This window comes from Collinsella sp. An7 (genome assembly GCF_002159335.1).
Classification (GTDB): domain Bacteria; phylum Actinomycetota; class Coriobacteriia; order Coriobacteriales; family Coriobacteriaceae; genus Coprousia.
Genome location: NZ_NFHP01000002.1, coordinates 129,317 through 154,501, shown reverse-complemented (window position 1 = coordinate 154,501; position 25,185 = coordinate 129,317). Strand labels below are relative to the sequence as shown.

The 25,185-nt window shown below is 64.2% G+C and carries 32 protein-coding genes; all 32 read right to left on the bottom strand.

What is annotated here, in order from left to right:
* Nucleotides 1-9: 9 nt before the first annotated feature.
* Nucleotides 10-3,210: a phage tail spike protein gene (locus B5G20_RS02910; RefSeq protein WP_087354888.1), complete on the bottom strand. Its 3,201-nt coding sequence runs from the start codon at nt 3,208-3,210 to the stop codon at nt 10-12.
* Nucleotides 3,210-3,926, bottom strand: coding sequence for a distal tail protein Dit (locus B5G20_RS02905; protein WP_087354886.1), 717 nt, complete (start codon nt 3,924-3,926; stop codon nt 3,210-3,212). Before B5G20_RS02905 ends, B5G20_RS02910 begins: the two co-directional genes overlap by 1 nt.
* Nucleotides 3,923-8,041 (bottom strand): phage tail tape measure protein, encoded by a 4,119-nt coding sequence (locus tag B5G20_RS02900; RefSeq protein ID WP_087354885.1) that lies wholly within the window; start codon nt 8,039-8,041, stop codon nt 3,923-3,925. Before B5G20_RS02900 ends, B5G20_RS02905 begins: the two co-directional genes overlap by 4 nt.
* On the bottom strand, nt 8,034-8,474 hold the full coding sequence (locus B5G20_RS02895; RefSeq protein WP_087354883.1) for a hypothetical protein: 441 nt from the start codon (nt 8,472-8,474) through the stop codon (nt 8,034-8,036). The genes B5G20_RS02900 and B5G20_RS02895 overlap by 8 nt, the downstream gene beginning before the upstream one ends.
* Before the next feature lie 184 nt (nt 8,475-8,658).
* Nucleotides 8,659-8,961: a hypothetical protein gene (locus B5G20_RS02890; protein ID WP_087354881.1), complete on the bottom strand. Its 303-nt coding sequence runs from the start codon at nt 8,959-8,961 to the stop codon at nt 8,659-8,661.
* A gap of 9 nt (nt 8,962-8,970) precedes the next feature.
* Complete coding sequence (locus B5G20_RS02885) at nt 8,971-9,987, bottom strand: phage tail tube protein (protein ID WP_087354879.1); 1,017 nt, start codon at nt 9,985-9,987, stop codon at nt 8,971-8,973.
* On the bottom strand, nt 9,980-10,138 hold the full coding sequence (locus B5G20_RS10305; protein ID WP_158094378.1) for a hypothetical protein: 159 nt from the start codon (nt 10,136-10,138) through the stop codon (nt 9,980-9,982). The genes B5G20_RS02885 and B5G20_RS10305 overlap by 8 nt, the downstream gene beginning before the upstream one ends.
* The gene (locus tag B5G20_RS02880; RefSeq protein ID WP_087354877.1) at nt 10,135-10,608 is read right to left on the bottom strand and encodes a hypothetical protein; all 474 of its coding nucleotides are present in this window, start codon (nt 10,606-10,608) and stop codon (nt 10,135-10,137) included. The genes B5G20_RS10305 and B5G20_RS02880 overlap by 4 nt, the downstream gene beginning before the upstream one ends.
* Nucleotides 10,602-11,360 carry a hypothetical protein gene (locus B5G20_RS02875; protein WP_087354875.1) on the bottom strand — a complete coding sequence of 253 codons (759 nt, stop codon included), beginning with the start codon at nt 11,358-11,360 and terminating at the stop codon, nt 10,602-10,604. Before B5G20_RS02875 ends, B5G20_RS02880 begins: the two co-directional genes overlap by 7 nt.
* Entirely contained in the window at nt 11,360-11,530 is a 171-nt protein-coding gene (locus B5G20_RS10300) for a hypothetical protein (protein WP_158094377.1), read from the bottom strand. Before B5G20_RS10300 ends, B5G20_RS02875 begins: the two co-directional genes overlap by 1 nt.
* A 9-nt stretch (nt 11,531-11,539) precedes the next feature.
* Complete coding sequence (locus B5G20_RS02870) at nt 11,540-12,664, bottom strand: phage major capsid protein (RefSeq protein ID WP_087354874.1); 1,125 nt, start codon at nt 12,662-12,664, stop codon at nt 11,540-11,542.
* 2 nt (nt 12,665-12,666) lie between these two features.
* Nucleotides 12,667-13,404, bottom strand: coding sequence for a head maturation protease, ClpP-related (locus tag B5G20_RS02865; protein ID WP_087354872.1), 738 nt, complete (start codon nt 13,402-13,404; stop codon nt 12,667-12,669).
* Nucleotides 13,385-14,683: a phage portal protein gene (locus tag B5G20_RS02860; protein ID WP_158094376.1), complete on the bottom strand. Its 1,299-nt coding sequence runs from the start codon at nt 14,681-14,683 to the stop codon at nt 13,385-13,387. Before B5G20_RS02860 ends, B5G20_RS02865 begins: the two co-directional genes overlap by 20 nt.
* A gap of 42 nt (nt 14,684-14,725) precedes the next feature.
* A complete protein-coding gene (locus tag B5G20_RS02855; RefSeq protein ID WP_087354868.1) occupies nt 14,726-16,195 on the bottom strand; it encodes a terminase large subunit in 1,470 nt (489 codons plus the stop codon).
* Complete coding sequence (locus tag B5G20_RS02850; RefSeq protein ID WP_087354866.1) at nt 16,182-16,727, bottom strand: P27 family phage terminase small subunit; 546 nt, start codon at nt 16,725-16,727, stop codon at nt 16,182-16,184. Before B5G20_RS02850 ends, B5G20_RS02855 begins: the two co-directional genes overlap by 14 nt.
* On the bottom strand, nt 16,724-17,023 hold the full coding sequence (locus tag B5G20_RS02845; protein WP_087354864.1) for a hypothetical protein: 300 nt from the start codon (nt 17,021-17,023) through the stop codon (nt 16,724-16,726). Before B5G20_RS02845 ends, B5G20_RS02850 begins: the two co-directional genes overlap by 4 nt.
* On the bottom strand, nt 17,016-17,633 hold the full coding sequence (locus B5G20_RS02840) for a queuosine precursor transporter (protein ID WP_158094375.1): 618 nt from the start codon (nt 17,631-17,633) through the stop codon (nt 17,016-17,018). The genes B5G20_RS02845 and B5G20_RS02840 overlap by 8 nt, the downstream gene beginning before the upstream one ends.
* Nucleotides 17,634-17,635: 2 nt before the next feature.
* Nucleotides 17,636-18,559, bottom strand: coding sequence for a hypothetical protein (locus B5G20_RS02835; RefSeq protein ID WP_158094374.1), 924 nt, complete (start codon nt 18,557-18,559; stop codon nt 17,636-17,638).
* Entirely contained in the window at nt 18,556-19,062 is a 507-nt protein-coding gene (locus B5G20_RS02830) for a ParB/Srx family N-terminal domain-containing protein (RefSeq protein ID WP_087354857.1), read from the bottom strand. The genes B5G20_RS02835 and B5G20_RS02830 overlap by 4 nt, the downstream gene beginning before the upstream one ends.
* A gap of 181 nt (nt 19,063-19,243) precedes the next feature.
* Nucleotides 19,244-19,633, bottom strand: coding sequence for an HNH endonuclease signature motif containing protein (locus B5G20_RS02825; protein WP_204207631.1), 390 nt, complete (start codon nt 19,631-19,633; stop codon nt 19,244-19,246).
* 134 nt (nt 19,634-19,767) lie between these two features.
* On the bottom strand, nt 19,768-20,286 hold the full coding sequence (locus B5G20_RS02820) for a hypothetical protein (RefSeq protein ID WP_087354853.1): 519 nt from the start codon (nt 20,284-20,286) through the stop codon (nt 19,768-19,770).
* 39 nt (nt 20,287-20,325) lie between these two features.
* Entirely contained in the window at nt 20,326-20,778 is a 453-nt protein-coding gene (locus tag B5G20_RS02815) for a hypothetical protein (RefSeq protein ID WP_087354852.1), read from the bottom strand.
* A complete protein-coding gene (locus B5G20_RS02810; protein ID WP_087354850.1) occupies nt 20,775-21,407 on the bottom strand; it encodes a hypothetical protein in 633 nt (210 codons plus the stop codon). Before B5G20_RS02810 ends, B5G20_RS02815 begins: the two co-directional genes overlap by 4 nt.
* A complete protein-coding gene (locus B5G20_RS02805) occupies nt 21,407-21,685 on the bottom strand; it encodes a hypothetical protein (protein WP_087354849.1) in 279 nt (92 codons plus the stop codon). The genes B5G20_RS02810 and B5G20_RS02805 overlap by 1 nt, the downstream gene beginning before the upstream one ends.
* On the bottom strand, nt 21,682-22,011 hold the full coding sequence (locus B5G20_RS02800) for a Lar family restriction alleviation protein (RefSeq protein WP_087354847.1): 330 nt from the start codon (nt 22,009-22,011) through the stop codon (nt 21,682-21,684). Before B5G20_RS02800 ends, B5G20_RS02805 begins: the two co-directional genes overlap by 4 nt.
* A 6-nt stretch (nt 22,012-22,017) precedes the next feature.
* Nucleotides 22,018-22,473 carry a hypothetical protein gene (locus B5G20_RS02795; RefSeq protein WP_087354845.1) on the bottom strand — a complete coding sequence of 152 codons (456 nt, stop codon included), beginning with the start codon at nt 22,471-22,473 and terminating at the stop codon, nt 22,018-22,020.
* A 68-nt stretch (nt 22,474-22,541) separates the two neighbouring features.
* Complete coding sequence (locus tag B5G20_RS10295; RefSeq protein ID WP_158094373.1) at nt 22,542-22,715, bottom strand: hypothetical protein; 174 nt, start codon at nt 22,713-22,715, stop codon at nt 22,542-22,544.
* Nucleotides 22,716-22,726: 11 nt separating this feature from the next.
* Nucleotides 22,727-22,864 (bottom strand): hypothetical protein, encoded by a 138-nt coding sequence (locus tag B5G20_RS10290; protein WP_158094372.1) that lies wholly within the window; start codon nt 22,862-22,864, stop codon nt 22,727-22,729.
* Nucleotides 22,861-23,469, bottom strand: coding sequence for a hypothetical protein (locus tag B5G20_RS02790; RefSeq protein ID WP_087354844.1), 609 nt, complete (start codon nt 23,467-23,469; stop codon nt 22,861-22,863). Before B5G20_RS02790 ends, B5G20_RS10290 begins: the two co-directional genes overlap by 4 nt.
* Nucleotide 23,470: 1 nt before the next feature.
* On the bottom strand, nt 23,471-23,935 hold the full coding sequence (locus tag B5G20_RS02785) for a hypothetical protein (RefSeq protein WP_087354842.1): 465 nt from the start codon (nt 23,933-23,935) through the stop codon (nt 23,471-23,473).
* The gene (locus B5G20_RS02780; protein ID WP_087354840.1) at nt 23,932-24,582 is read right to left on the bottom strand and encodes an ATP-binding protein; all 651 of its coding nucleotides are present in this window, start codon (nt 24,580-24,582) and stop codon (nt 23,932-23,934) included. The genes B5G20_RS02785 and B5G20_RS02780 overlap by 4 nt, the downstream gene beginning before the upstream one ends.
* On the bottom strand, nt 24,560-25,183 hold the full coding sequence (locus B5G20_RS02775; protein WP_087354838.1) for a DUF6291 domain-containing protein: 624 nt from the start codon (nt 25,181-25,183) through the stop codon (nt 24,560-24,562). Before B5G20_RS02775 ends, B5G20_RS02780 begins: the two co-directional genes overlap by 23 nt.
* Between the last annotated feature and the right edge of the window lie 2 nt (nt 25,184-25,185).

Sequence of the window (25,185 nt, the reverse complement as noted above, 5' to 3'; positions counted from 1 at the left end):
CATATCGTGCTATTGGTTCCTGTCTTTCACGTACTCCTCCAACCCGACCCATCGCCCATAGCTTGAGTTGAGGTACTGGATTCCGGCATCGGTGATGCGAATCCCGAATACCGATCTCGTTGCTCCGACGGAAACTCTTCTGTTGCTCGTCATCTCTATGCTCTTTGGAGACAGCTGAAGACTTGCGGAGAGATTCGCGTCGGGAACGCTTTTCGCATCATAGACATCCATGTAGAGGGTGCAGTCCTGATTTGTGTTTGCGCTCAGCGTTGCGAGGACGTTTTCACCGAACTTGATTCGCATGACTTCTATGTTGGAAGTGTCCTTTGAGTCCCTCTCAACCCTGAACACGACGTCTCCGTATTCGTCAGTAATCATCAGACCGTTTTCTGGGCTGATTTCTACCGTGTTCCAAGACCCGGCAATCTTGACCGTGCCGTTAGTGACAGATAGGTCACCGCTCTCCAGATCCCAGGAGTTCTTGCCGCTCTTGTCGGTCAGGATTCCCGCCTTTACGAGAGCGGCGTCCACGACACCGCTCTTGATGTAGTCTCCGTTGATATAGAGCTTCCCGTTGCTGAGGTAAACACCCTGCGTCTGCCCGTTATTAGTCAGTCGATTGAACACATCGAGCTGCGTTAGCGAGTTGTCTAGGTCGTTCGTGCTCTGGTTGCCGCTCGTGAGCGCCCGCGCGAGAACGGGGTCGGTGTAGGTAACCGTCCCGTCAGACCACGTGATGCGGCTGCGCGTCCAGTAGTAGCGACCGGCCACCCACGTCTGCTGCGTGGTTGACCAAGAGCCGCCCGCTTGCGTGGTGCTGCTGGTGCTCAGGTAGTATTGCTCCACTACCTCCTTAGCTCCTATGCCGCCGTCGTTCGCTATGCGCCTTGCCTGTGTGTACTCGGTAGTTCCGTCGGCGAGCGTCATTTTTACGCGCGTCCAAAGGTGCTTCCCCTGAGACCAGAGCGCGGTGCTCGTCCAGCTCGTCGGCTCGGTGGTCGCGCTGCCCGAAAGACCGTATTGCACATCGGTTGACACCACGACGGAACCGGCCTGAGAACCCGCGAGGTTCGCAAGGGCGGAGATCGTCACGTCGCCAGTGTCGATGTCGGCGCTGAAGACGGTCTTCCCGTTCTTCTCAACCTTGATGGTGCCGGTCTTGATGTACTCTCCGTTGAGGTACAGCTTGCCGTCCTTCATGTAGAGGCCCTGCACCGCCCCGTTGTCCGTCAGGCGGTTGAACACCTCCTCCTTGTCGAGCTTGGTGTCCAGATCGTCGGTCGACTGGTTGCCGCTGGTAAGGGCGCTCGCAAGAACCGGCTCCGTGAAGGTTATTGTTCCGTCAGACCACGTTATCCTTGAGCGCGTCCAGTAGTAGCGTCCCTTGACCCATTTCGGCTGCGAGTTCTGCCACTGGCCGCCCGTCTGTGTGGTCTGGCTCGTGGAGAGGTAGTACTGCTCAACGACCTCGGAAGCGCCTATGCCCTTGTCGTTGGTGATGCGGCGCGGGGTCGTGTACTGCACCGAGCCGTCCGCGAGCGTCATCTTCACGCGCGTCCAGAGGTGCTTTCCCTTCTGCCAGAGGGCCGTGGTAGTCCATGACGTGGGCTGTGCGGTGGCGGAATCCGAAAGGCCGTACTGAACGTCGGCGGATATGACTATCTCGCCCGCCGTGCTGCTTCCAACGGAGGCGGTGGCGGATATGGCCACGTCGCCGGAATCGAAGTCGACCATGAAAACGGGGTCGTTAGGGTCACCCACGACCATGCGGCCCGCCTTGATGAGGTTGGCCATGAGCGTTCCGGTCGTGATCCAGTCGGCTACGAAGCCGTTACCCGTACCGAACGTGCGCCAGTCGTAGGAGCCGTCGGCCTTGGTTCCCGCAGCGATGCGGAATCCAAGCGAGCACAGCTGCATGGCCGTGCCGCCCGTTGCGGTCGGCCTGCCGTCCTCGTCAAGCGGAACACTCGAGAATATGAAGCCGTTCTCGAAGCTCACGTGCATGTAGCTCATGCCGTTGAGGTTGAACTGCTCGTTCAGCGAATCTATGAGCTGTTGCAGGAATGCTGGCGTGGTTCCCGCAACGGCGTCCCAGCTGCCCGACTGGTTCTGCAAGTGCGTTATCTGCTGCTGTTGCTGCTGCAAGATGTCGGCGATGCTCTCGGTCACGTTGCCGAGCGTCACCTTCTGCGTCTTGGCTAGGATGTCGATGACCAGCTTGGTAACGCGCCCTTGGCACCGAAGCGTGGGCTCGAAGCTGCTATCTACCATCTGCGTGTCATCGCCGACGCCAACGCCCTCCCACGGGCGGCCCATGGCCACGAGGTCAACCACGTCCGCCTCGTAGGTGACGCCGGGCGTCTTGTGCTGGCCTAGGTAGTCCTGCGTCTCGTCCTTGAGCTGCTGCGCGTCCTCGCAGCTCGAGTTCTCGTACTTTCCGAACACGTGCTTGAGTCCGCCCTTGCCGTCGGGGCGTCCGTACAGCTTGAGGGCTTCGGCGTCCTCAACGTAGTCCTTGCCGTTGTTGATCTCGCCGAAGGTGAGCTTGCGCCCGTAGCCGCCCGCGTCCGTCTCGACGCCCTTGCCGTAGCCGTAGCACGCTGTGATGGCTCCCCAGTGCTCGGTGCGCGTGATGCTGTTGATGTCCTTGCCGTAGCTGAAGCGGCGGTGACCGTTCGCCTCCCCACGGTGCTTGAGGATGGAGACGCGACGGCCCGTGACGCCGCTCGCACCGACGGTGATTGAGGTCTCAAGCTCGCCGCCGCACTCTAGGATGCTGTTGAGGGCGGAGCGGCAGTCGGTGTGGTAGAAGGTGAGGCCGTCGGAAACGGTACCCGGCTGGTCTACCGTCCCGACCTCCCAGCGGGTAGGCTCAAGGCACACCTCGAGGGCGCGCTGGAAGCTGTAGCCGTAGGGACGCTTGTCCTCGATGTAGTCGCCGAAAAGCTCGCAGATTGAGTTGAGCGCGGTGTCGCTGTAGATGGGAAGCCCTGCGGCGCTCGCGCCCTGCGGGTCTTGGCACACGTGCTCGTGCGGCACGCCGTTGAGGTCTTGCCATACGAGGCGGTACCCCTCCTTGAGCGGAAAGGTCGTGGTGATGTCCACGGTGTCCTCGCCGTTGAGGCAGTCCGTCCACACGAAGTTGAGCAGCTGGCGCGCCCCTATGGTGCCGACGTATGCGTCGTGCCGGCTGTAAACGTCTACGCGCATCACAGCCACCTCTCGTCCCACTCGACGGTTGCGGTGCCGCCCGACACCATGAGCGACGCATCGCCCGCGATGGAAAAGAAGTCGCTCGTGATGTCCACGGCGTGATCCGTGCCGTTGACGGTGCAGCGCTCAAGCCCCATGTCGAGCACCAAGGTCTGTGAGCCGGTGAAGCTCGCGAGCACGCGCACGTACTCCCCAGTTCCTACGTTGGTTATCTGCCACTGGCTGCCCTTGGGAGGCTTTACGGTCACGACGGGGCGCGCCGGATAGCTCCCGCCGACCCGCACGCGCTTGGTTCCGCTCACCTCGACGCTGCGACGTTGCCCGTAGGCCACCGGGTCTGCGCAGAGGAACACAAGCTCCACGTCGGGGATGTAGGCGGGCTTGCTCAGCTCCGCCCCGCCCTCGTAGAGCGCCATGAGGTAGGTCGTTGGGTCATCTGGCAGAACCAGCGGAGCGGGGTCGGCGGACATCAGGCACGCCGAGAGTGCCTTGCGCGCCTCGGTTACCTCGCTCATGAGGCGGCGGGTGATGCAGCCGCTCACGGTGACCTCGATGGCGTCAAGCTCCACGGAGGAGACGAGCGCGCCGTCCATGCCGGGAACCTGCGTCTGCGTGATGCGGCGCTTGGGCACCACCTGCCGCTTGATGTCGGTCACGAGCATGTACGGTGAGAGGTCGTGGCCGTCGAACTGTATCCTCTGGTCGAAGCTCATACGGCGTACCCCCTTCCTCGTGCCGTGATCCTGCTGCTCTGCGCGAGCGCGGTGGAGACCGCGTCAACGCCGATGTAGGCGTTGGTGTCCTTGGATGCTATCTCGCGCAGAAGATTCACCATCTCGCCCAGCATGGCCATAACCTCGGCGTCGCTTCCGCCGTCCTGCTGCGCCGTTCCGTAGCCGACGGTGCGCACGCCGGAGGAGAACCCGCCGTTGTTCGCCTCGAAGTAGGAAGCGCTGGCGAGCCTTCTGGCGGCGTCGGAGACGGTTCCCTCACCCTTGAGCATGCCGCTCGCGAAGTTCTGCGCGAGGTGCAGGCCGGAGGTCTCGCCTCCCTTCTCGGCGCCAGACCACGGGCCTTCCTCCGGGACTGAGAAGCCCATGGCGCGCTTGGCGGCGCTGACAATGCTCCAAGCGGCGTTCGAGACCCACGTGATACCAGCGCGGATGCCGCTGGCGAAGTTGCTCGCGAGGTGGCTGCCCCACCCGTAGGAGTTGCCCGCGTTCTGCATGTTGCTTGCGGCGCTGGCGAGGCTCCGCGCGTTGCTGAGGGTGGAGCCGACGCCGGAGCCGATGCCGCTGGCGAAGTTGCTTGAGGCGATGCGGCCCTTGCTCGAAAGGTCTGAGGGCGTGCCGGAGACGCCGGACGAGGCGCTCCTGGCGAGGCTGCGGGCGCTTGAGGACACCGCGCCGATTCCCGCCGCGAGGCCGGACGAGAGGCCGCTTGAGGCTCTGCTGCCCGTGCTCTGCGCGTCCCCCGGAAGCCCGCTGATTCGGTCGATGAGCTGATGACCGAGCTGCGCGATCGAGCTGAGCGGGCCGTCCGTGTTGCCGCTGATGCCGTTCGAGAGGCCAGCGTCCACGTCGGAGCCGATGCGGTAGAAAGCCTGAGACGGCGAGTGCGATTCCAGCGTGTCCTTGGCCTTGCTGATGACGTCCTCGCCGAGGAGCGCAGCCTGCTCCTCTGAGAGCGTCCCGTTGGCGATGCCGTCTGCAAGGCCTTGGTCGATGTCGTGGCCGAGGAGCTGCGCGGCTGCGGGAACGTCACCGCCCGTTAGCTGAAGCGCGATCATCGAGAGCATGGTGTTGGTCGCGCCGGATGCCGTGAAGCTGTTGGCGGTGATGCCGTCGGCGACGCTCTGCGGTAGGCTGATTCCAGCGCTGCTCATCTGCGACGAGACGCTAGACCAGTCCCCCGTTGCGGCGGCCTTCAGGATGCTCGTGGCGGTGTCGACGTTGACCGTCCCGCTCTGCATGCCGTTGGCCAAGGCGGTGGCGGCGTTGAGGCCCGCGTCGCCCATCTGGACGCCCATGTTGTCGAGCGTCGTGATGATGCTCTGCGAGGTGCCGTCCCACGACGCGACGAGCTGCGTGAGCTGCTGGTCGTTGAGGCTGCGGAAGGACTCGACGGACACGCCCGCGTTGCTCAGGTCGTTGGCGAAGTCGTTGATGTCGCCACCCACGGCATTCATGGCTGTCGAGACCGTGGAGCTGGACAGCACGAGGTTCTGCATGCTGAAGGCGTTTCCGTCTGCTATGGCGGCCTGCGCCGTCATGGACGATGAGACGTTGTTGATCGACGTGTTGGTAGCGTCGAGGGCCGCCTGCGCGTCCTTAACCGCCTGCCCGTACTTGGAGTTCTCGGCGGTTGCCTCTATGGTTGCGCGCGCCTGCTCCATGGTAATGGGAACCCCTTGCGCAGCCATGGTGTTGTAGTAGTTCTGCGCCAAGGTGTCCATGTCGCCGTATACGTTGTTGTACTCCTGCTGCGCCTGCGTAAGGGCTGTGATGTTCTCGGCCTGCTGCTGGTAGAGCGCGGAGAGGTTCTGCTGCTGCGCGTCGACCTGAATCTGCTGCATCTTCTGGTCGATGTAGCCGCCGAGCGACTGCGTCACGTTCTCGATAGCGCCCTGCTCATCCGAAAGCTTGCCGTTTGCCGCATCCGTCACCTGTATCTGCGTTCCGCACAGGTCGTTCACCGTATCGACGGCGGTGCGGAGCCGCGCCTGCGCGTCGTTGGCGAGGTCGGTGTGGTTGGCGTACTGCTGGATGGTCGAGTAGGCCTGCTGAAGCTGCGCCATCTGGGCCGAGGCGCTGGTGTTGGTGTCGCTGATCGTCTGGGCGAGCTGGGCTTGGGACTCAAGCATCTCGTCAATGTCAACCTTTGCGACACCGGCGGAGGCCCCGTAGCCCTCCAAGGCGTCGGCCCCGGCGTTCGAGGCGCTCACGCCCTTCTCGGTCGCTGCGGTAAGGCCCTCCGTTGCCGCCTTCAGGTTGTCCTCGTGCTCCTTGGCCTCTTGGAAGACGCCGACCAAGGCGGTGATTCCCGCGATGATCGCGAGCGGCGCGATGGTCGCCAGCGCGAGCTTGAGGCCGGTTGCCGCTACGGATGCGGCCTTCATGGCCACGCTCTGGGCGGTCACGGCGGTGGTGCTCGCCTGCGCTGCGGTGGCCGAGGCCTTGTATCCCTCGACGGTTCCCTTGGCCGCGTCCATGTCCTGCTTTCGAGCATCGACAACGTTCTGAAGCGCTTCTACGGTGTCGGCGTTGGCCTTGGAGCCTTTCTGCTGCTCCGTTGTAAGCTTCTTGACCGCCTGCTCGTAATCGCGTGTCTTTACAATCGAATCCGTAACCGCGTCGATGTACTGCTGAACGCCACCGGCTGCCTTTGCGGCGGGGTTGCGCTCGAGCGCCTTCGCCAGCTTGTCGTTGCCCTGATAAGCCTTGAGTGACGCGACGTTGGTCGTCGTGAGCGCGTCGGCATAGGTCGCGATGTCCTGCTTGGCCCTGCCGAACGCCGTGAACATGGAGCCTACGCCCTTGGTTATGCGACCGGTGACGGACAGCACGGGGCCTGCCGCAGCCGCCACGAGGCCGAAGCCGATGACGGTCTGCTGCGTGCCCTCGTCCATCTGACTGAAGGCGTCGGCAGCGCCGCCCACGGCCTCTGCGGCGTCGGTCACCGCCGGTGCGAGGGCGCTGCCCACTTGGATGGAGGCGGTCTCGATTGCGCCGTTCATCTCCTCGATGCTGCGCTGCGTGTCGCCCATCTGGGAGTCGGCGAGGCGCTGGGCCGCCGTCTGGTCGTTCGTGGCGGCGGTGTAGCGCTGTATGCCCTCGGTGCCTTGGTTCATCATCACGAGGGCCGCACGGGACGCGTCAGCGCCGAAGATGGTCTGGATCGCGGCATCGCGCGTCGCGGAGTCGAGGCCGCTCAGCTTGGCCTGAAGCTCGCCCGCGACTCCGGCGGCGTCAAGCATGTTGCCGTTCGCGTCGCGGACGTTGATGCCAAGGCTCTCCATCATGGCGGCGGACTTGTCCGTGGGGGCCGCGAGGCGCTGAAGCATCGTCTTGAGCGACGTGCCCGCGTCGCTTCCACGGATGCCGGCGTCGGCGAAGGCACCGAGCACGGCGGTGGTGTCTTGGATGCTCCACCCGGCGCTGTGGGCCTGAGCGGACACCTGAGATAGGCCCTGCGTGAGGTCTGAGACGTCCGCAGAGGATGCGGCGGCAGCACCCGCTAGGGCGTTGGCCGCCTCGCCGGTCTCGTCGGCGGTGAGGCCGAACGCGCCCATGGCCTGAACGGTCACGTTGGCAGCATCGGCGAGCTGAAGGCTTCCGGCGGCTGCCAAGTCCATGGTGGTCTTGAGCGCACCGCCCTTGATGTCCGCAGCTGTAAGGCCTCCCTTGGCAAGCTCCTCCATGGCGGCACCGGCCTCGGAGGCGCTGAACACCGTGTCCGCGCCCATGTCGAGCGCGAGCTGTCGAAGCTCCTCCATGTTCGCCTTGGGGTCGTTCAGCGCGCCCTCTACGCGGCTCATGCTGCTCTCGAAGTCTATGGCGGTCTTGGCCGATGCCGCGCCGATGGCCGCGAGTGGAATGGTTACCCCTGCGGTCATGGCGTCGCCCGCATCGGCGACCTGCTGCCCGGCGCTGTAGATGCGACCGCCAGCCTCGGCGGCCTTGGAGCCTGCCTCGACCCAGCTCTTGGACATGGAGCCCTCTGCCGCTGCGGTCTTCACCGCGAGGCGGTCTAGGGACTTCTCGGCCCTCTCGACCGCAGAGGCGTTGTAGGAGCCGGATATGGCGATGGAGATGCTTGCCTTACCCATTGAGGTACTTCCTTATGGTCTGCTCGATGCGGGTCTCTACCGCGTCCACAACGGCGTCCTCGTTGTCGAGGACGGCCCTCACGAGGGCGCGGGGAGGGTTGCCCTGCGGGACTCCGACGGGGAGGCCCCTGCGCCTGCCCGAAAGGTAGACGGCCCCGGCGTTGGCGAACTCGATGGTTCCCGCGCCGGGGTCGGTGCTCTGTATGCGTATTCCGTTCGAGATCGCGCGCATGGCCATGCTCGACGCGTAAGCGCCGGTTCTGGCGATTGACTGGGCGTTGTTTCGCGCGTCGGTGAGGATGGGCTTGGCGTCCTGCTTCAGGCCCTTCTTGAACTCGCGGGGAAGCTCCTTGTTGATCGAGCGCAGGGCCTTGATGGTCTCCTGAAGCCCCTTGGCCTCGATGCGGACGCCGCCGCCGTGAGTGAACGCCATCATTTCCTCCCGCGATTGAAAATCCTGTTTACCCTCGCCCTTCGCGCCTCCATGTCGGCCTTGCGCCCCCGCTCCTCCTGAGCGTCGTAGAACATGTCCACGTACTCATCGAAAACAGCGGGGTACTCGTCGCACAGCCTCGCTAGGTCATACGGCGAGCACCCCGTTCTCAGGCTCAGCGCGGCTATTCGGGGCGCGCGCCCGCTAAAGGGGCGTCGGGCTTGTTGTCCTTGATGAGAACGTCGTAGGTGTCCGCAAGGGCCTCGACGGCCTCATCGAACTCCATGCCGTCAAGGCCAAGCTCCTTGAGCTTCCCAGCGCGCTTGGCGGCAACGTAGGCCCACGCGAAGTCGAGGCGGTTCTGGTTGGTGACGCGATCCGGCCAGCCTGCGGCGTTCTCCTGCGCCTCCCAGAGGGCGGAGCGGCCTCCCTCGATCTCGAAGCTGGTGCCGTCCTCCGGCTTGGTGAACACGAAGGCGTATTTCATCGCTGCTCCTTACTCGGTGATGTAGCTCTCGGTCTTGTTGACGATGGTCACGGTGACGGGGGTGCCGTCTGCGGAGTCGATGCCGATGTCATCGGCGCTGAACTCGACCTCTGCGGCGTTTCCCTCGGGGTCGACCTCCGGCATCTCGAAGTTCCACGGCACGTTGGTGAACGCGACTTCGAGCGTGCAGTTGGCGTCGGCGGAGTGGGTGAACTTCCACAGCGCGGAGCCGTACACGATCTTGGAGGAGACCTTGGTGCCGTCGGCAGCGCCGGTGAGGCACTTGCGCATGAGCGCGAAGTCATCCGGCACGACGGTCATGTTCACGGAGGTGGTCAGCTTGCCCTCCGCGAGGATGGTTGGCACGACCTGACCCGCCGCGCGCTTCGCCTCGAGGCTGTTGGACATCTCGAAGCTGCCCTGCGTAACGGTCACGTCAACGGGGGTCTTGCTCGCGGTGTCGATCTTGAAGTCGCCGCCGGTGGGCACGAAGTAGCCGTCGAAGCACGAGGGGTTGACCACGTCGCCCCAAGACTGGAAGAGCGTCGCGTCGACGCCCGCTGCGGTAACGCTGATGTCGAGCGGGGCGTTGCCCTCGAAGGTGAGGCCAAGCGTGTCAACCTTGCAGCCGTCAACCTTGTGCACGGTCTGCTGGGCGGTGTCACCGATCTGGCCCCAGAAGGTCAGCAGCGGGAGCACCGAGCCGAGCGTGATGACGTGCTTGTGGTAGCCGGGATGCTCTTCAACGGTGGTTGAGACGATGTTGCCCATTGCGGCGAGGCAGTAGAGGGCAAGTGAGTCGGCGTAGGCCAGCGTCTCGAAGTCAACGCCCATGTTGACCTCGGAGACGTAGGCACCGTTCGCGGCGTTGGCGCGCAGGCCGCACGCAACGGCCTTCTGCTCGATGGTGCGCTCGGGGTTGACCAGACCGCCGCCGGTCAGGCCGTGCTTGATGGTGGGCTGCTCCGCCGGGGCGTCGCTATCCTGAAGCGCGACGCCCAGCATGCCGATGGAAACGTTAATCATCGCTGGTCTCCTTCTTCCGTGCGGCGGCTCGAACCGCCCCCTGCTCCTTGAGCGCCCTCACGAGCGCGGTGGGCGCTTTGACGGTCGCGCCCTTCTTGAACCGGTAGGGGTGCCCGTTGTAGAGCACCGAGACGTCCTTGGTGGCGATCACTGCATAACCTCCCTGAACTTCTGCGGGCACTTGGCGAACACGGAGCACTGCACGCCCACGGATGCAGCGGCCATGTGGTACTTGGAGCTGTCACCGGACGCTCCGGCGGCCTCGATGGATGGGAACGAGTTGTCAACGGACATGGCGAGGCGCTGGTCTGCCATCACGGCGTTGAAGACCGCGTCCACGTAAGCCAGAAGCGTCGCCGATGCCGTGGCTTGGTCGGAGTGGCGGGCGAAGCACAGGACGTGGATGGTGAAGTCGAGCTTCCCGGCACCCGGCACAGCGCGCCCGCCCATGGTCGCGGTGTCCACGATGGAATCGACCGCGATGTAGAACGGCGGCTCGCTGGTCGGGAACCCGTCGTAGACCTTCGGTGCCTGCACGCCTGGGTAGAGGTCGGCGAAGCCCTCGGCTACCTTGGCCATGCGCCGGTACAGCTCGTCGCGCGCCTCCTTGAACGTCACCATACGAGGTTCGCCCCCCGCCCGAACTGCTCGATGGCCGCATTGACCTCGGGGATGTCCGTGGCGCCGTCCTGCCCTGCCGTGGTGAAGCGGATGAAGCCCGCGTCCGTGCTCTCGCCCGTGGCACCGATGGGGCGGTTCGAGGGGCGGAGCATGTACGCCGCGAGCTCAAGGGCGGCGCGGGACACCTGCGCGGGCACCTCCCCGTAGCCGTAGAGGTACTCGACCCAGCACGGGAAGGGGTGGCACGCCGTGCGCGTGGCCTGACAGTCGCTCTCGAGCCGGTAGCCCTCGGTCAGGAGCTCGCGCACGTCGTTGTGGTCGAGCTGAAGGTAGCTGCCGCGCCCGTAGTCCTTGGTGCGCCCGATGCGGGTGACGAAGGAGCGGAGGGCGTTGCGCTCGATGACCTCGGTGGCCGCCTGACGCGCCTGGAACAGCTCCTCCTCGCTGAGCTTGTCGAAGTCGTCCTGCCCGTCGCCGTAGCCCCTGAGCGCGTCGAGCGGGAAGTAGTGGCGGGAGACCACCTCGCAGTAGGTGGAGAACATGGTCTCGCCGCCGACCTTCCAGTCGATGCGCAGGAGGTCGGGCGCCTTCATCACGGGAAGCTCGATGGCGTTGTCCTCAACGGGGAGACCCTGCTCCCCGCCGAAGCGGGGGCGCAGGGTCGCGGAGTCGATCGAGGCGTCGGCCTCTAGCTTGAGCGTGATGGCCTCGGATGCCGCGACGCGGATTGTCGAGTCCGGCGCTACGAGCATCACTCCTCCTCGTCCTCTGGCTCGGGCTTGGCCTTGCGGCGCGGCGCCTTGCCCTTGGGCTTCTCCTCCTTGAGGAGCCCGCGCTCGCGCGCCTCGTCGTCGGACATGGTCTCGCCCTTGTAGGCGACGAGGCGGCCGTCGCGCGTGACCCTCTTGGTGCTCGTGTACATGGCTCCTCCTTACTCGGTCTTGTCGAGGTCGGTCTTCTCGGCGTAGCAGAAGCCGTCGGGGCGGCGCACCTGAAGCGCCTTGGTCCACTCGGCGAGGATGGACAGCTCGTTTTTGATGAACTGGTCGTTGTAGTAGCCGATCTCCACCGAGACCCCGCCGTGAATGGCGCGGCGGCGAGCGGCGAAGGAGTCGTACACGAGGATGCCGGGGCAGTCGGGGTCTTCCACGACGGGCATGCCCCAGTAGATGTTGGTGCCGAGCGTCTGGTAGAGGCCCGTGGCGGTCTTGTAGAGGTCGATGGCCTCCTTGATCTCGGGCGAGACGGCGACGTGCGTGGGGATGCAGAGGCCGTTCTTCATGACGAGGGTGCGCATCTTGCGGATGGCCTCGTAGTAGTTGCCGCCCATGGCGGTCTCGAAGGTCTGGATGCCGGTGACGTTGGTGATGCCCACGATGCCGGTGGAGCTGTCGCCGGTCCAGTACTTGGAGTTTGTCTTCATGTCGAGGTCGAGCAGGAGGTCATGGTTGGTGACGTCCATCAGCTCGTCGTAGTCCCTGAGGGACTCCTTGGAGATGGGGACGTAGCCAGCGATGGTCTCCTTGTTGGCGACGGCGTCCTTGTAGGAGTAGAGCACGCGGCTCTTGGTCGCGGAGTTGCCGGAGGTCACGCCGCCCCACGTGTCCGGGGAGCCGGTCTGGGTGCTGCGCTGCTTGTAGCTGACGGAACCGGCTGCGGGGGCCTCGAGGAGGGTGTCCGCGAAGGTCTGGAACGGGGACTCGGGCTTGGCCGGGAGCTCGAGCTCGATCTCGGTGGGGGCGCCGACGGTGACGACGGTCGCGTCGTTGCGCGGGCCGACCTCGGCGGAGTTCTTGAAGCCGATCTCCACGCCGTGGAACTCGTCGCGAGCGCCGAAGATGCGCTCGGCGAAGGAGGTGTTCTGCGGCTTGGGCTTGGGCGCGTTGCGAAGCGCGTCCTCCATGTCGATGACGTGCTCGAGCGTGACGTCGAGCTGCTCGATGTGGCCCTGAATGACGAGGGCCTTGTCCTTGTCGCCGGAGTCGGCGGCGATGCGCTGCTCCTCCGCGAGTCGGTTGCGCTCCTGCCAGAGCTGCTTGGAAGTGATGACTGCCATTTCTACTCCTTTGTCTGGTAGACCCTGTTTCCCAGCACGAGGAGGCGGCTCCCCTCGTTTTGCTGCATGGTATTTGCGGCGTGAGATTTGCCCGGCTCGTCCTCCGGCTCGGCGGGCTTGGGAGTGGAAAGCGCCTCGATTGCCGCCTTCGGGGCATGCTTGTAGCGGGCCAGCATGGCCGGGTCGATGCAGGCCGCCACGCGCTGCTCGGTCTGGATGATCTCGTCCGCGAGGCCCGCGTCAACTGCGGCCTGCGCGTCGTACCACGTCTCGGCGTCCATGGCGGAACGCACGTCCTCAACGTCCATGCCGGAGCGTGCGGCGATGATGCCCGCGATGGTGGCGTCCACGGCCTCAAGGCGCTCTGCGGCCACAAGAAGCTCTGCCGCGTTGCCGCTCGTGTAGGTCCATGCGTCATGAATCATCAGCTGCGCGAAGTCGCTCATGATGACCTTGTCCGCCATGACGGCGATGTAGGAGGCCGCCGAGGCCGCGATGCCGTCAACGTATGCGGTGGTCTCGCCCTCGTAGCGCTGGATGGCCGAGGCGATGCCGAAGCCCTCGTACACGTCGCCGCCGCAGCTGTCGATGCGGATGTCGAGCGGCTTGGGACTCAGCTCGTCAAGCGTCGCGGCGAAGTTCTTGGCCGTGTTGCTCGAATCCATGTCCCAGAAGTCGCTCCCGATGGTGCCGTAGAGGTACACCGTCGCGCGCTGGGCCTCATTCTTGATTTGAAACATTCGTGCCTCCTACTCCCGTCTGGCTCCCGTCTCCGGGTTCCTTCGGCTTCTCTGCGTTGGACGAGTTGAAAACGTTCACGGTTCCATCAGGGTTGACGGTTCCGTAGTTCAGCGGGAACAGCGGAAGCCCGATGCCCTCAAGCGGGTCGAAGTCCTCAAGGTCGCGGACGTCCTCGCGCGTGATCGCGCCCAGATAGCCCATCTCGCGGTAGTACTGGGTGCGGGTGGCGTCGTCGCCGCGCATGAGGCCCTGAACGCGGAACTTGGCCTGCGCGTTCGGAAGCCCGCAGGACGCGAGAACCGGATGCAACGCGATCTCGATGCACCGCACGTCGGGCACTATGGTGTCAGTCACGTAGTCGATGTTGGACTGCTGCCCGCCGGCGTAGGTCGTCTGGTCTCCGTCGTAGACCTTCCAAGGGGGAACGTTGCAGGCGCGGCACACCTGATGCAGCACCCACTTCTGCTGCTCGATGACCGACGCGTCCTTCATGGTCTGCTGGTCGGCGACCCACTTAGCCCCGTAGCCGAAGATGGGCGCGCGCCCTGCCTCGGTGATGCCGCTCTTCATGTCGATTGCCGTGCGCAGGGCGCTCAGCTTCTTCTCGTCGTTGATGACGTTCCCGGCTGGTAGCTCGACGTGGCCCAGATGGTGGTTCCCGTTGCGGAGCATCGATCGGTAGAAGCGCTCAAGGTCGAGGCTCAGGCCGATCTCCTCGGCTGCCAGCTTCGCGAGCGACTTGCCCTTGATGCCGTCCTTGGTCACGTGCGTGCAGATGTTGACGACCTCGTGGTTGAAGTACGTCCCTGCGGGCACGTGGTCATCGCCCGGCGATACGGTGTAGGTGGTGCGGTAGCCCTTCGGCGCGTCGCGGTCATAGTTGTGCTGCACGGTCGCGGTGATGGGCCAGATGGCCTCGATGCGCCCACGGTTCCACTCGATGAACCAGTAGGCGTTGCCGAACGTGTCACGTCGCAGCACCGTCCACGCCATGAGCGCCGGGGCGGTCATCTCCTCGTTGGCCATGCCGTTGAGGAGCTTCGCGAGCGGATGGTTGGTCAGGCGCTCCGATCCGCTGCGCCTGTGGTTGACCACGCTGAACGGAAGAGACGCCATTGAGCGCGCCTTGGTCTGCTCGCACGCGGCGTAGTCGATTGACATGAGCGCGCCGTATCCAGCCGGTGTGGGAGCGAACCCCGGCGGAAGGTTGACGCGCACCACGTCTGAAAGCTCCGGCTCCTCGCCGCGCTTGTAGAACATGTCGTAGAAACGTCCCATGCTGCCCCTTTCTTCTGGCGGCATGGTACGGGCGGCGTGAGATTAGTAGATTTCCGGGGCGTCCTCGCTTCCCGACACGAGCTTGTTGTAGGCGAGCGCGGCTATAGCCAAGGCGATAGCGCCGTCTATCTTGGATTTGCGAGAGTCCTTGCCGAAGCGCGTGCCGTATGGCTCGCGCTCCTCCTCCACGGTGTTCTCCAAGTGCTGCCGAAGCTTCCTCTCGCCCTTGAGCTTGAGCCGCCTGTCCTTCACGAGGTTCATCACGATTGAGGTCGCTTGGCACATGGTGGCGTTGTTCTGGGCGAAGGACACGGTGTCGATGCCGTACACGTCGTTGAGCTGGCTGCTCATGACGATCATGCGGTTCGGGTCGATGCCAACGACCTCCGGCCAGTGCTCTTGGCACACCCCGGCTATGAGCTCCATGATCTGGTTCAGCGGGTAGTGCCCGGTGTCCTCGTCCGGCGTGTCGAATATCCAGCTCTTGGTGTAGCCGACCATCTTCCCGCTCTTGTTCGGGCGCTCCTGATAGGCCACTATCGCGTACGAGTCGCCCGCCGTGGCGCCGTCGATGCCTATGGTGTAGGGCCGCTCGAAGTCGAGCCTGTTCACGCCGCGCTCGCACCGGTCGAGCTGCGCCGTGGTGAAGCACGAGTACGCGTCCCTGTCCGATGGGAACCGGTTGGCGGTGTAGCGCTCGAACGACCGCTTCGACGTGGCCATGCCGCGCTGGTCTTGGATGCTCTCCCACGTGACCCACGAGGCGCACATGAGAGGCTCCCAGCTCTCGCGCTTGTCGATGTCGGCCTTATCATCGAGGCCGAGCCAGTAGAGGTACATGCCGTGGTCGTCGTCGGCCTTCTTCAGGGTGTCCCAGAGGAAGCCCTCGCGCGCGTCCGCTGCAGTGGTGATGCCGATGGAGAGCGGGTTCCAGAGCACCTTCTGTCCCTTGAGGCCCGCGTCCCACACCTTGCTGTCCTTGTAGACGTGGAGCTCATCGAATACGAGCACGTTGAAGTGCCACGATTCCAAGGCGTCCGGCTTGTTCGGCAGCACCATGATCTTGGCGCCGGTCTCGCGGTGGGTGATGACGTCCTTGCCTATCTCCCACTGGTCGCGCCACGTGTCGTTGAGCTTAATCATGGTGGCTATCTTCTCGAAGATGTTGCGCACCTGGTCCTTGCTCGACGCCACGACGCCGTACTGGCCGTTGTGTATGACCTCCATCGTGGCCACGGTGAGCACGATGGCCGCCGCGAGCTCGGTCTTGCCGTAGCCGGACGGGAGCCCGATTATCACGCGGCGGAACCGGCGCTTGAACCTCCCATCCTCCATGCTCCCGGTCGCGAATATGGGCTTCCAGATGTTCTCGCGCTGGAACGGCTCGAGCAGGAAGGGCTTCCCGTAGTAGGAGTCGTTCGACACGTGGTGGCACATCGAGGAGAGGCACTTCTCGTAGTCGCGGGCCATGACAAGGCCCTCGCGCGAGTACGCGGTCTCAGTCCTCCTCATCTACTACCACCTCGACCTCCGGCAGCTCGTAGGCGGCGTCGATGGAGCGGAACATGGCGGCGGTGTCGGCAGCCGTCTTGGTTGCGGTGGCGTCCATGAGGCCGATGCGCGAGCGGGCGAGCGGCGAGAGACCGAGCATGTCCGAGAGCGCGCGAATCTCCGAGCTGGCCTCCTTGAGGATGGTGAGCGCGGGGCTCTTGCGCACCAGCGGAACCTCGTGCCCGTCCGGCGTCTTGAAGGGCTTCACGCCGATCTTGTCGAAGATGGCTATCTTTCCGTTCTCCGAGTGTATGGCCTGCTCCGCCTGATGCGCCACGGCGTGCCAGTAGGTCAGGAGCCGCAGCGTCGGGATGTCCTGCTCCGTGAAGCTGTTCACGGGCGGCGCGAGCCACGCCCATATCTCGCTCTGCACGGGGTCTTCGGCTATGTCCTGCGGCATGAGCACGCCCGAGAAACCATCGCGCACGGCGAGGCCGTAGGAGTCCGAGAGGCCCCGGCGTATGGCGTTGTGCTTCGGCTTCGCGCCCTTCACAGGCCCTCACCCCTCAGTGCGTCCTCGATCTTCTTCGCGACCCTGCGCAGCTTCAGGCACAGGGGCGATGACGTGAGCATGGAGGCGCGGGAAAGGTCGCTCGCCGCCACGTGGGCGCGCTGCAAGACCTCAAGCACCTCGTCATCGGTCATTGATGCGGACGGGGCGGGAGCCTGAAGCTCGCCCGTGTAGGCGTAGCCTCTGGCCGCGCGCGAGCGGCACGTGGCGGAGCAGTACCGCGCCGTGCTTCGCTGGGCCTTGAACTCCCGCCCGCATATCTCGCACCGCTTAATCAAGCTGCTTGACCTTTCCGATAACAACCTTGGTCACGGGGAACATGACGACCTCGTAGGCGACCTTTGCGAGGCCGAAGGATACGACCGTCGCCAGAATTACCTGAGCCGGCATCACGCCGAGGAACATTCCGAAGTTGAAAACGGCGGCATCGCTCAGCTCGCCAAAGAGCGTGGAGACCACGCAGCGCGCCATAAGGTGCCTCTCTCCGTGACGGTCGTGCATGACCTGCATGATCTTGGCGTTGAGCGTGGAGCCAACGAGGTAGCCGCCGAAGCTTGCCGCAAGCGCTCGCGGAGTCGTTGAGAACACCGCCTCGAACGCGGGCTGCGCGGTGAAGTGCGCGGAACCGGGAACGATGATCGCGATCTGGTACACCAGCACGGCTGCGAGGTTCAGGATAAAGCCCATGAAAACGACCTTGCGCGCGGTCTTGAAACCGTAGACCTCGGTGAACACGTCGTTGAGGATGTACACGACCGGGAACGTAACGAACGCGCTCGACCAGCTGAAGCCGAACACGTCAAACGTCTTCCCAGCGATGGTGTTGTTTGCGATCAGCAGAACGCAGTACGTCGCTGCCGCATAGAAAAGGAACTTACTCTTTGTCATGCTTACCACTCCTTGTCGTTTGCTTCCAAGTACTCCGCGTATCGGAGCCATTCGGTGAAGTTATGGATGACGGCCTCCCGCGTTTTAAGCCGGTGGCCCTTTGGTGCGTTGACCTTGCAGATGGCAACGCCGTCGAACGTGTAGATGTATCCGCCTCGGTTCCCGTAGAGCCACGCCGTGGAGTCAACGGAATCGAAGCCAACGGATGGGAGCGTTTTCAGCTCGGTGTATCCGAGCCCGTGAACCTTTGCCCCAAGCCTGTGCGCCTCCCTCGTGAACCACCTGAGATACGGCTTGAGCCTCTTCCTGCCGTCCTTGGTGGCTATCCCGCCGATGGCGACATACGGGTACTCCGTGCACATCTCCTGAAAGGCCCTCTTGCCGCGCTCTAGGTGCCAGACCGGGATGCACCTGCGCCCCGTCTGCGCCTCGATCTCGCGCCGGAACTCAAGCACGCGCTTGTAGCCAACAACCGAGTCCACGTCCATCTCGAAGAAGTCTTGGACGTTGTTCTCGCAGATGTACCGGATGTACCTGTCAACGTAGGCCGGAAGGGCCTTCGCCTCCATCCCAGCCCCGTAGAGCGCGGTGAACGCTCCGGAATCGAGCAGGAAGCGCTTGAAGCGGTGGATGTTGCGCGTCTGCCAGTCCGCCACGTAGTAGTAGCTCTCAAGGATGTTGCACATTCCGGCCAACCCTCCTTGGAGCGCACCCCCCGTTAGCGTTTTGGAAGATGTACGGTCGAGTGAACGTCCCGGCTTGGTAGAGTCGCAAAACAGTTCTCCTTGCAGATAGCGGCCTCCGGGGCCGTGGGTGGCGGCAAGATAAAGCCTCATTTCATCGACGCCCCCCCCCGCAGCGTTTTGGAACAGGGCGCGTTCCAGATAGTTGCCGAGGCCGTTCGTTCCGGCGACGTACAGCCTCATAGCTCAAACGTCTCACCGCAGTTCGGGCATGTGGCTGTTTTTGGCGCTGGCGAATCGTCCTTCGGCTCGCCCTCCTCGGTAAAGAGGTTGTCGATGTCCGCCACGCCGGTCGTGTCGAAGCCGAAGTCTCCCATGTCGAACTCCCCGCACAGCGTGTCAAGCTCGTAGTTGAGCGTGTCGAAGTCCCACCCGGTCATCATGGTGGTTTGGTTGTCCACCAGCGTGAGGGCGCGGCGCTGGGCGTCCGTGAGGTCGTCGCAAGAGACGCATGGAACCTTCTGCATGCCGATGTTCTTGGCTGCGGCCACTCTTGCGTGCCCGGCCACCACCTCGGGGCGTCCGTCGGCGTTGCGCCACACGATCACGGGGTTCCTGAAGCCGAACTCCTTGATTGAGGCCTCTACCGCGTCAATCTGCTCTCGCGTGTGCTTCTTGGCGTTGTTTTCGTAGGGAACCAGCTCGTCAATCGGGATTTCCTCGATTTTCAGCTCGGTTTTTCGCATAAAAAGCCTCCTTCCAGACGGGTGAAAGGAGGCTATCGCGCGTGTGAGATTTAGCGTTGCGTTTTTTGGCGTCTTAGCGTTGCGCCCTCGCTCAGGCCCCCCCGAACCTCCAATTTCGTGGCGATAGACGCCGGGGGGTGGCGCGCGGGGTATGGGGTTTCTTTTGCGGTTTTCGGAGGGGTTAGGGGGTCTTGCGCCTGAGCCTCGCGTCCTTGGTGCCGTGGCAGCTCTTGCAGAGCAGCTGGAGGTTGCCTGGTGCGTTCGTCCCTCCCTTGCACAGCGGCACGACGTGGTCCACCTCGCCTCCCATGCCAGCCGTCCTCCACTTGGCGCCGTCGAACCACGCGCACTGCCTCCCGCACGCCGAGCACCTTCCCCCGGTCCTCGCTATCGCCTGCTGCCTTGAGGCCTGGTACTCCTTGGTGGAGTAGTTGGCCCGCCACGGCTCGCGTCCGCCGCGCGTGCGGTCGCCCTCGGTCGGCCTGCGCTTTGGCCTCGGGCGACACGGGCAGCGCTTGCCCGCCGGCACGACGCGGCCGCAGTGCGGGCAGTAGGTCCTCATCCTGCTCATCCCCGCCTCCCTCTCGTCCTTTCCCGAGGATGGTAGCGCGCGCATGAGAAAGGCCGCCCGGAGGCGGCCACATTATGGGAGAGCATAGGTGACGTGCGTGGCGTGGAAGAGACGCGCGGGGCGCCCCTTAGTGTCTACGCCTTCTGAGCTGCGTCAAGACGGCTCTGCAATGGATCGGACATTTTGACGCGGAACTCTCTGCCTGACGTGTCTACGACTCTCATGCTGTATGGTCGACCGATAACACCTCGCACGAAGCCGCGCAGCCTTCCCTTTCTCTTGCTGGGGACATACATGCGGAAGTAGCTGATGGGATAATCACGCTCGATCTGCTCGCCTCCCTCGAGAGTCCTAAACGCCTTGACGTGGGCGTATCCTTGGTCTATGCCAATCAATACAGGCTCCATCCCCGGCTTCCTGATGACAACGCCTTTGATGGAGGCCCGGCACGCGCCGACATTGGTGACGACAATCCCAACGCCCTCGTGAAGCATATTGTTGAACGGACCGTAGGCACGCAACTCCGCAGCGGACATAACGCGAGGCTTGTTCGCCCTAGATGACTCCTTAAGGGCAACCAGGACGGCGGCGAACGTCGCCATACCTCCGAACCACGTCCCGACTGCGGACACGGCGTCCCAGTTCACTTGCATGTCTTCACACCACCCCTCAGTTGATCACCTTTTCCCATTCTAACCACCATACGGGCGCTTGACCTCGCTCCCCCTGCCGTCGATGTACCAGACGTACTCGGGCGCACCGGTGTACGGCTCCCTGTACTGTCCGTATCTCCAGCTCGCGACCTCGAGCGCCTCCTGCAGCGGCACCCATCGCGCGGCCCAGCACCTGTCCCACAGCGTGTGGTAGTCGATACCCTGGTCGAACACCCCCATGATGGAGGGCGGGCATGCCTGGAGCCTCTGGATGGCGTGCGTCCCGTAGAAGCAGGCGAGGGCCTTGGCGCGGTCGAACGCCTCGGCGTCCCCGAACTGCCTGTAGAGCTGGGCAACGAGCGGCCTCACCCTCCCCTCGTCGCAGCCGTGCGTCTCAACGAGCCACGACACGCACAGATCCTCCGGGCTCCTGTCCTCCTGGCGCTCCTCGGGGAAGAGGTCGAGCACCATCTGTCCCGGCTCGGGTCTCACGACTTCGCCCCCAGCTCCTCGCGGATGCGGCGGGCATTCGCCTCGTACTCGTCGGCTAGCGCAATCGCCATCGCAGCGTTCGCGGGCTCGTTCCACCTGCGAGCGCGCGCGACTCTCGCGCCACTCTTGAACTCGTCTGCCAGCGCAAGCAGCGCGTCGCGGTCGCAGCTCGGCTGCGGCCTCTGGATTACGTCATGGCCGGGGGCGTTGCAGATGTCGAGCAGCGCGTCGACCAGCTCGTCCACCTCGTCGTCCTCGATTGCGGACTCGTCGCGCGGGTGGCGTCGGAGCACGGCCTCGTAGAGCGAGTAGAGGTTGTACGGCGGCTCGCCCTCGGTGACGCTCGGCTCGAAGTCGCAGCCGCCCTGCTCGTCTCCCGGCTCGCACCCGCACCACGACGCGCTCTCGCAGTGCGCGCAGAGGATGGTCCTCCCGCCGGAGCCTCGATGCGGCTCTATGAGGTCGGCGAGGCGGGCGAACAGTTCCCCTTCTCTGTGTCTGTTGACGTCGCCGAAAACGCACTTCTCGACGTAGAACTCGGCTCTCGTCTCCTGCCACCAATCATCGGGAAGGTCTACGTAATCCCGCAGCCTCCGCGCCACCTCGCGGCGCTCGTCGTCAGTAACCATTAGATCACCTTCCCCTCTCGAACTCGCTTCTGGAGGCGCTTGACGGCGGTCACGAGATCGCCGTGCTCGTCGTCCGGGTCGAGGTCGAGCACGGCAATCTTCAGGACGGCCAGCTCCTCGGATATGACGCCCGCGTTGATGGCCTTGGTGAGAGCGTCCGCCAGCTCCTCGTTACGCTCGTGGGCGCGCAGAGCGCTCGCCTGGCCGTCCATCTGGTAGCACTCCCAGTAGTAGTCGGCCTTCTCCTGGTACTTGTCGCGCAGCTTCTCGATGCTCATTCGCTCACCACCCTTGACCCGCAGTGCTTGCAGTACACGTCGTCGCGGCCGATTGCACCGCCGCACTCCGAGCAGACGTGGTGCATGGTCCAGACGTCGCCCTCGAAGCGCGGCTCAGGCCCGTGGGAGCCGTGCGACACCTCGACGTGGCAGGTGCGCTCCGCGCGGCTGTTCCACGCCAGGCGCGCGCCGTTCTCGTTCTCGTGGTAGAGCCGGGTCTTCGCCGCGCACTGCCTGTTGGTGCATCGCGCGAAGTAGCTCCCGCTGCTGTTCCGTACAATCTCGGCCTCTGCCCCGCAGAAGGGGCACCGCTTCAGCTCGGTCATTGCTCATCACCAGTCCCTCTCCGGCTTGGTAAAGGTGACGTCGATGTTGCAGCGCCAGTCCTTTACCGTCTCGTTGACGAGCGCGCCAACGAACTTCTCCGCGAGGTCTTTGGTGAACACCTGATCCCCAAGCTCCTTGGCGATGGCATCCCTGATCTGCGGGCGGTACTTCTCCATCATCTCCGACACGTAGGCAGCGGCCTCCCGCTTCACGACCTTGCGCACGTAGTGCTCGATGATGGGCGTGCCCTTGTCGTACGTGTAGTTCCCCTTGCCGATGACGTTCCCGTCCTTGTCGACCCTGCTGTTCAGCACCTCGTGGACGATCTCCGACGCGACCGCCTCCTTGCCGCCGAGCGCTTCTGCGATGCCGGCGCACACGGTCTGCCGCACGACCTCCTCCAGGTACTCCGGGTCGATTCCAAGGTCGATTCCGATGATGGGCTTCTTGTTCTCAGCCATGCTTGCTCTCCTCTCGGTAAAGTCGTCAACTAATCAGGCGACGAAGGCGAACTCCCCGGCCCATGCCCTCATCGCGGCTCACCATCGATGACCGTAGGCAGCACATCGCTCGCCATGTCCATGCAGGCCTCGCACCTCGTCCAGTCCGGCTCCGGCCCGCTGACGGCCTCAAGGGCCTCGGTGAGGTGCTTGCGCGCCGCGTCGATGCGGATTCGCGCCTGCTCCGCCTTAACGTCTTTCATCGTGTCTCCTTTCACGCTACGAGCGACAGAAAGCACAGGAACGCAAGCCCGAGGGCGAGAAGCTGCAATGCCCTCAGCGCCGCGTAGATGATGGCCGCCGGAATGCTCACGGCGGCAGCTATCGCGATTGCGAAAAGAAGCCTTCTCACTCGTTTTCCTCGCCCTTCTTCGCCTCGGCGTCCAGCTTGTCGGCGTACTCGATGAGCCGCTTCTTGAGCAGGTCGAGGCCGAACCTTTCAAGCTCCTGCGCGCGGTACGCCGGGAAGTAATTCCCCGTGCACGCCTTCTCGGTGTCCTTGGCCACGCGGGCCTCGGAGAGGTTGCGCCCGTTGTCCCAAACGTCCATAACGAACGTCTGGGTTCCGGTGCGGAGTTGGCAGGGCCAGATGCGCGTCTCAACGCTCATGGCCTCGTTCCTGCTCCAACCGACGCGCTTGCGGGCCACCTCTCGCAGGCCCTCCTCGCTTGCGGCCTTCTCGCGTGCCTCCTCAGCAGTAAGACCAAGCCCGTTCTCGCTGTTCTTGAAGTCGTAGACGTCCTTCACCGTGAGATAGGCCGTCTCGAACGGCTCGTTGAGCTTGACGATCTGCACCTGCCTCGGCTCGATCTCGCCGTTGGGGCTTTCAGCCTTCTTGGCGGCCGCCTCGCTCTTCTCGCGCTCAAGCTCCGCGATCTTTCCGCGAAGCACCTCGTTCGCTGCCTCAGCCGCATGAAGCTTGGCAAGAACGTACTCTTCGCAAGTCCTGATTTCCATTTCAAACCCTTTCCCTGATGGTGATGATCCTGCCGGTATCCCGGTCTTCAATCTCCCAGCGCCCGTAGTCGTAGAGGCCGGGATGGTGCGGGGGGAACAGCTTCAGAAGAAGCCCGTCCCACCACTGCTGCTCGAACTGGATGTTGTCCCACACCCAGCGGGGAACGAATCGTGCCGCGCCGTGGAACCCGTCGTGGCACCCCGTGGTGCCGGAACCGCAGAGCGCGAACAGCGGGCTGCGAAGGCTCCACTTGCCGTTCGGCGTGACGAGGTTGAAGCGCTCGCCGCGCCCCCTCGGGATGACGTGGTGGCAGCTCATGGCGGGCTTGCCGCAGATGCAGCACCACTCCTGCGTGCGCTCGTAGTCCCTCGCCCCCTTGCCGGTGTATCGCGCGCCCACGTGCGGCTTTCCGTAAAGCTCGGCCCTCTCAAGCGAGTGGCCCTGAAGCTGTCCCATCGAGATCATCGGAGCCTCCTGTCCGGCCCAGTCACCTCGATGCGCTCGCAGGCCCCGCCGAGCCTTGAGGCGATGCGCGCGCCGGGCATGCCGCCCCACAGCTCGCGCAGCTGCCCGAGGCTGTAGTTGCTCGTGACGATGGTCGGCAGCCCCTCGGCGGTTCTGGCGTCTATGAGGCCCGTGAGCGTCTCGATTGCCCAGTCGGTGGGCCTCTCCGCACCTAGGTCGTCAAGCGCCAGAAGCGGAACGGTCTCGGCCCTTCTCAGAGCGTCGCGGTCTCCTCCGTTGAAGCCGTCGCGGATGCTGTCCAGCAGGTGCTTGGCGCTCACGAGCTTCGCGGGCGGCTTGGTGCCCTTGGAGCGCTCGACGGCGACGCGCACCGCATGGGCCGCCGCGTAGGTCTTGCCGCGCCCCGGCTCGCCCCAGAGGTACGCGCCGCGCCCGCTCTCGATGAGGGCGCACACGCGCTCGCCCACGTCGCTGCGGGCGCTCATGTAGGAGCCGCGCAGACCGGCCTTGCGGAGGCTGCTCTCGCGCATCCGGCGCAGCGTCTCCCGATACTCCTCGGTCTGCTCGAAGGGCACGGGCTTGGAGGGTCTGACGCCGTCGGGGATCTCGACAGCCTTGAGCGCGTCAGAGATTCGAGTACTCGTCATTGCTGGCCTCCTTCCCGCCCTGCCGCTTCTGCCACGTGGTGCAAGCCGCCTGCCACGACCTCATGGGGTTTCTCCCGACCTTCCAGCCCTTGGACTCGTAGAACGCCACGAAGGCCTCGGGGTCGAAGGTGTAGCCCCTCTCCCGGCAGTGCTCGCGCACCTCCTCGACGGTGGGAGGCGTGAAGCGCCTCTCTTTCTTTGGCTTGGTGTGGTTTGGTATGGATTGGTATGGTTTGGGTTCGGTAGATGCCGAACCCCCGTTTTCGATTTCCGAAACCCCCGTATCGTCCTCGGCGTAAGCGGGGTTTGCATCATCGGAAAGGGGGGTTTCGCTTTCAGCAAAGGGGTCTTTCGAGTCGCTTGAAGCGCCCTTTCGCCTCCCGCGTCCCCCCGTTTTCCCCGCCGTGATTGCCCGCTTGGAGTTGTCGATGTCCTCGCGCAGCCCCTCGAAGATCGCGTCGAGCGGCCACTCAAGGTCGGACTCCTCGCCGGTGGTGCCGTAGAGGGCCAAGGCCCAGAGGAGAGCTCCGCGCTGCTCCTCCGGCACCTTGGCCGCCGTGGCGGTCAGCTTCGGAAACCATGTGAACTTGGCTTCCGTCATGG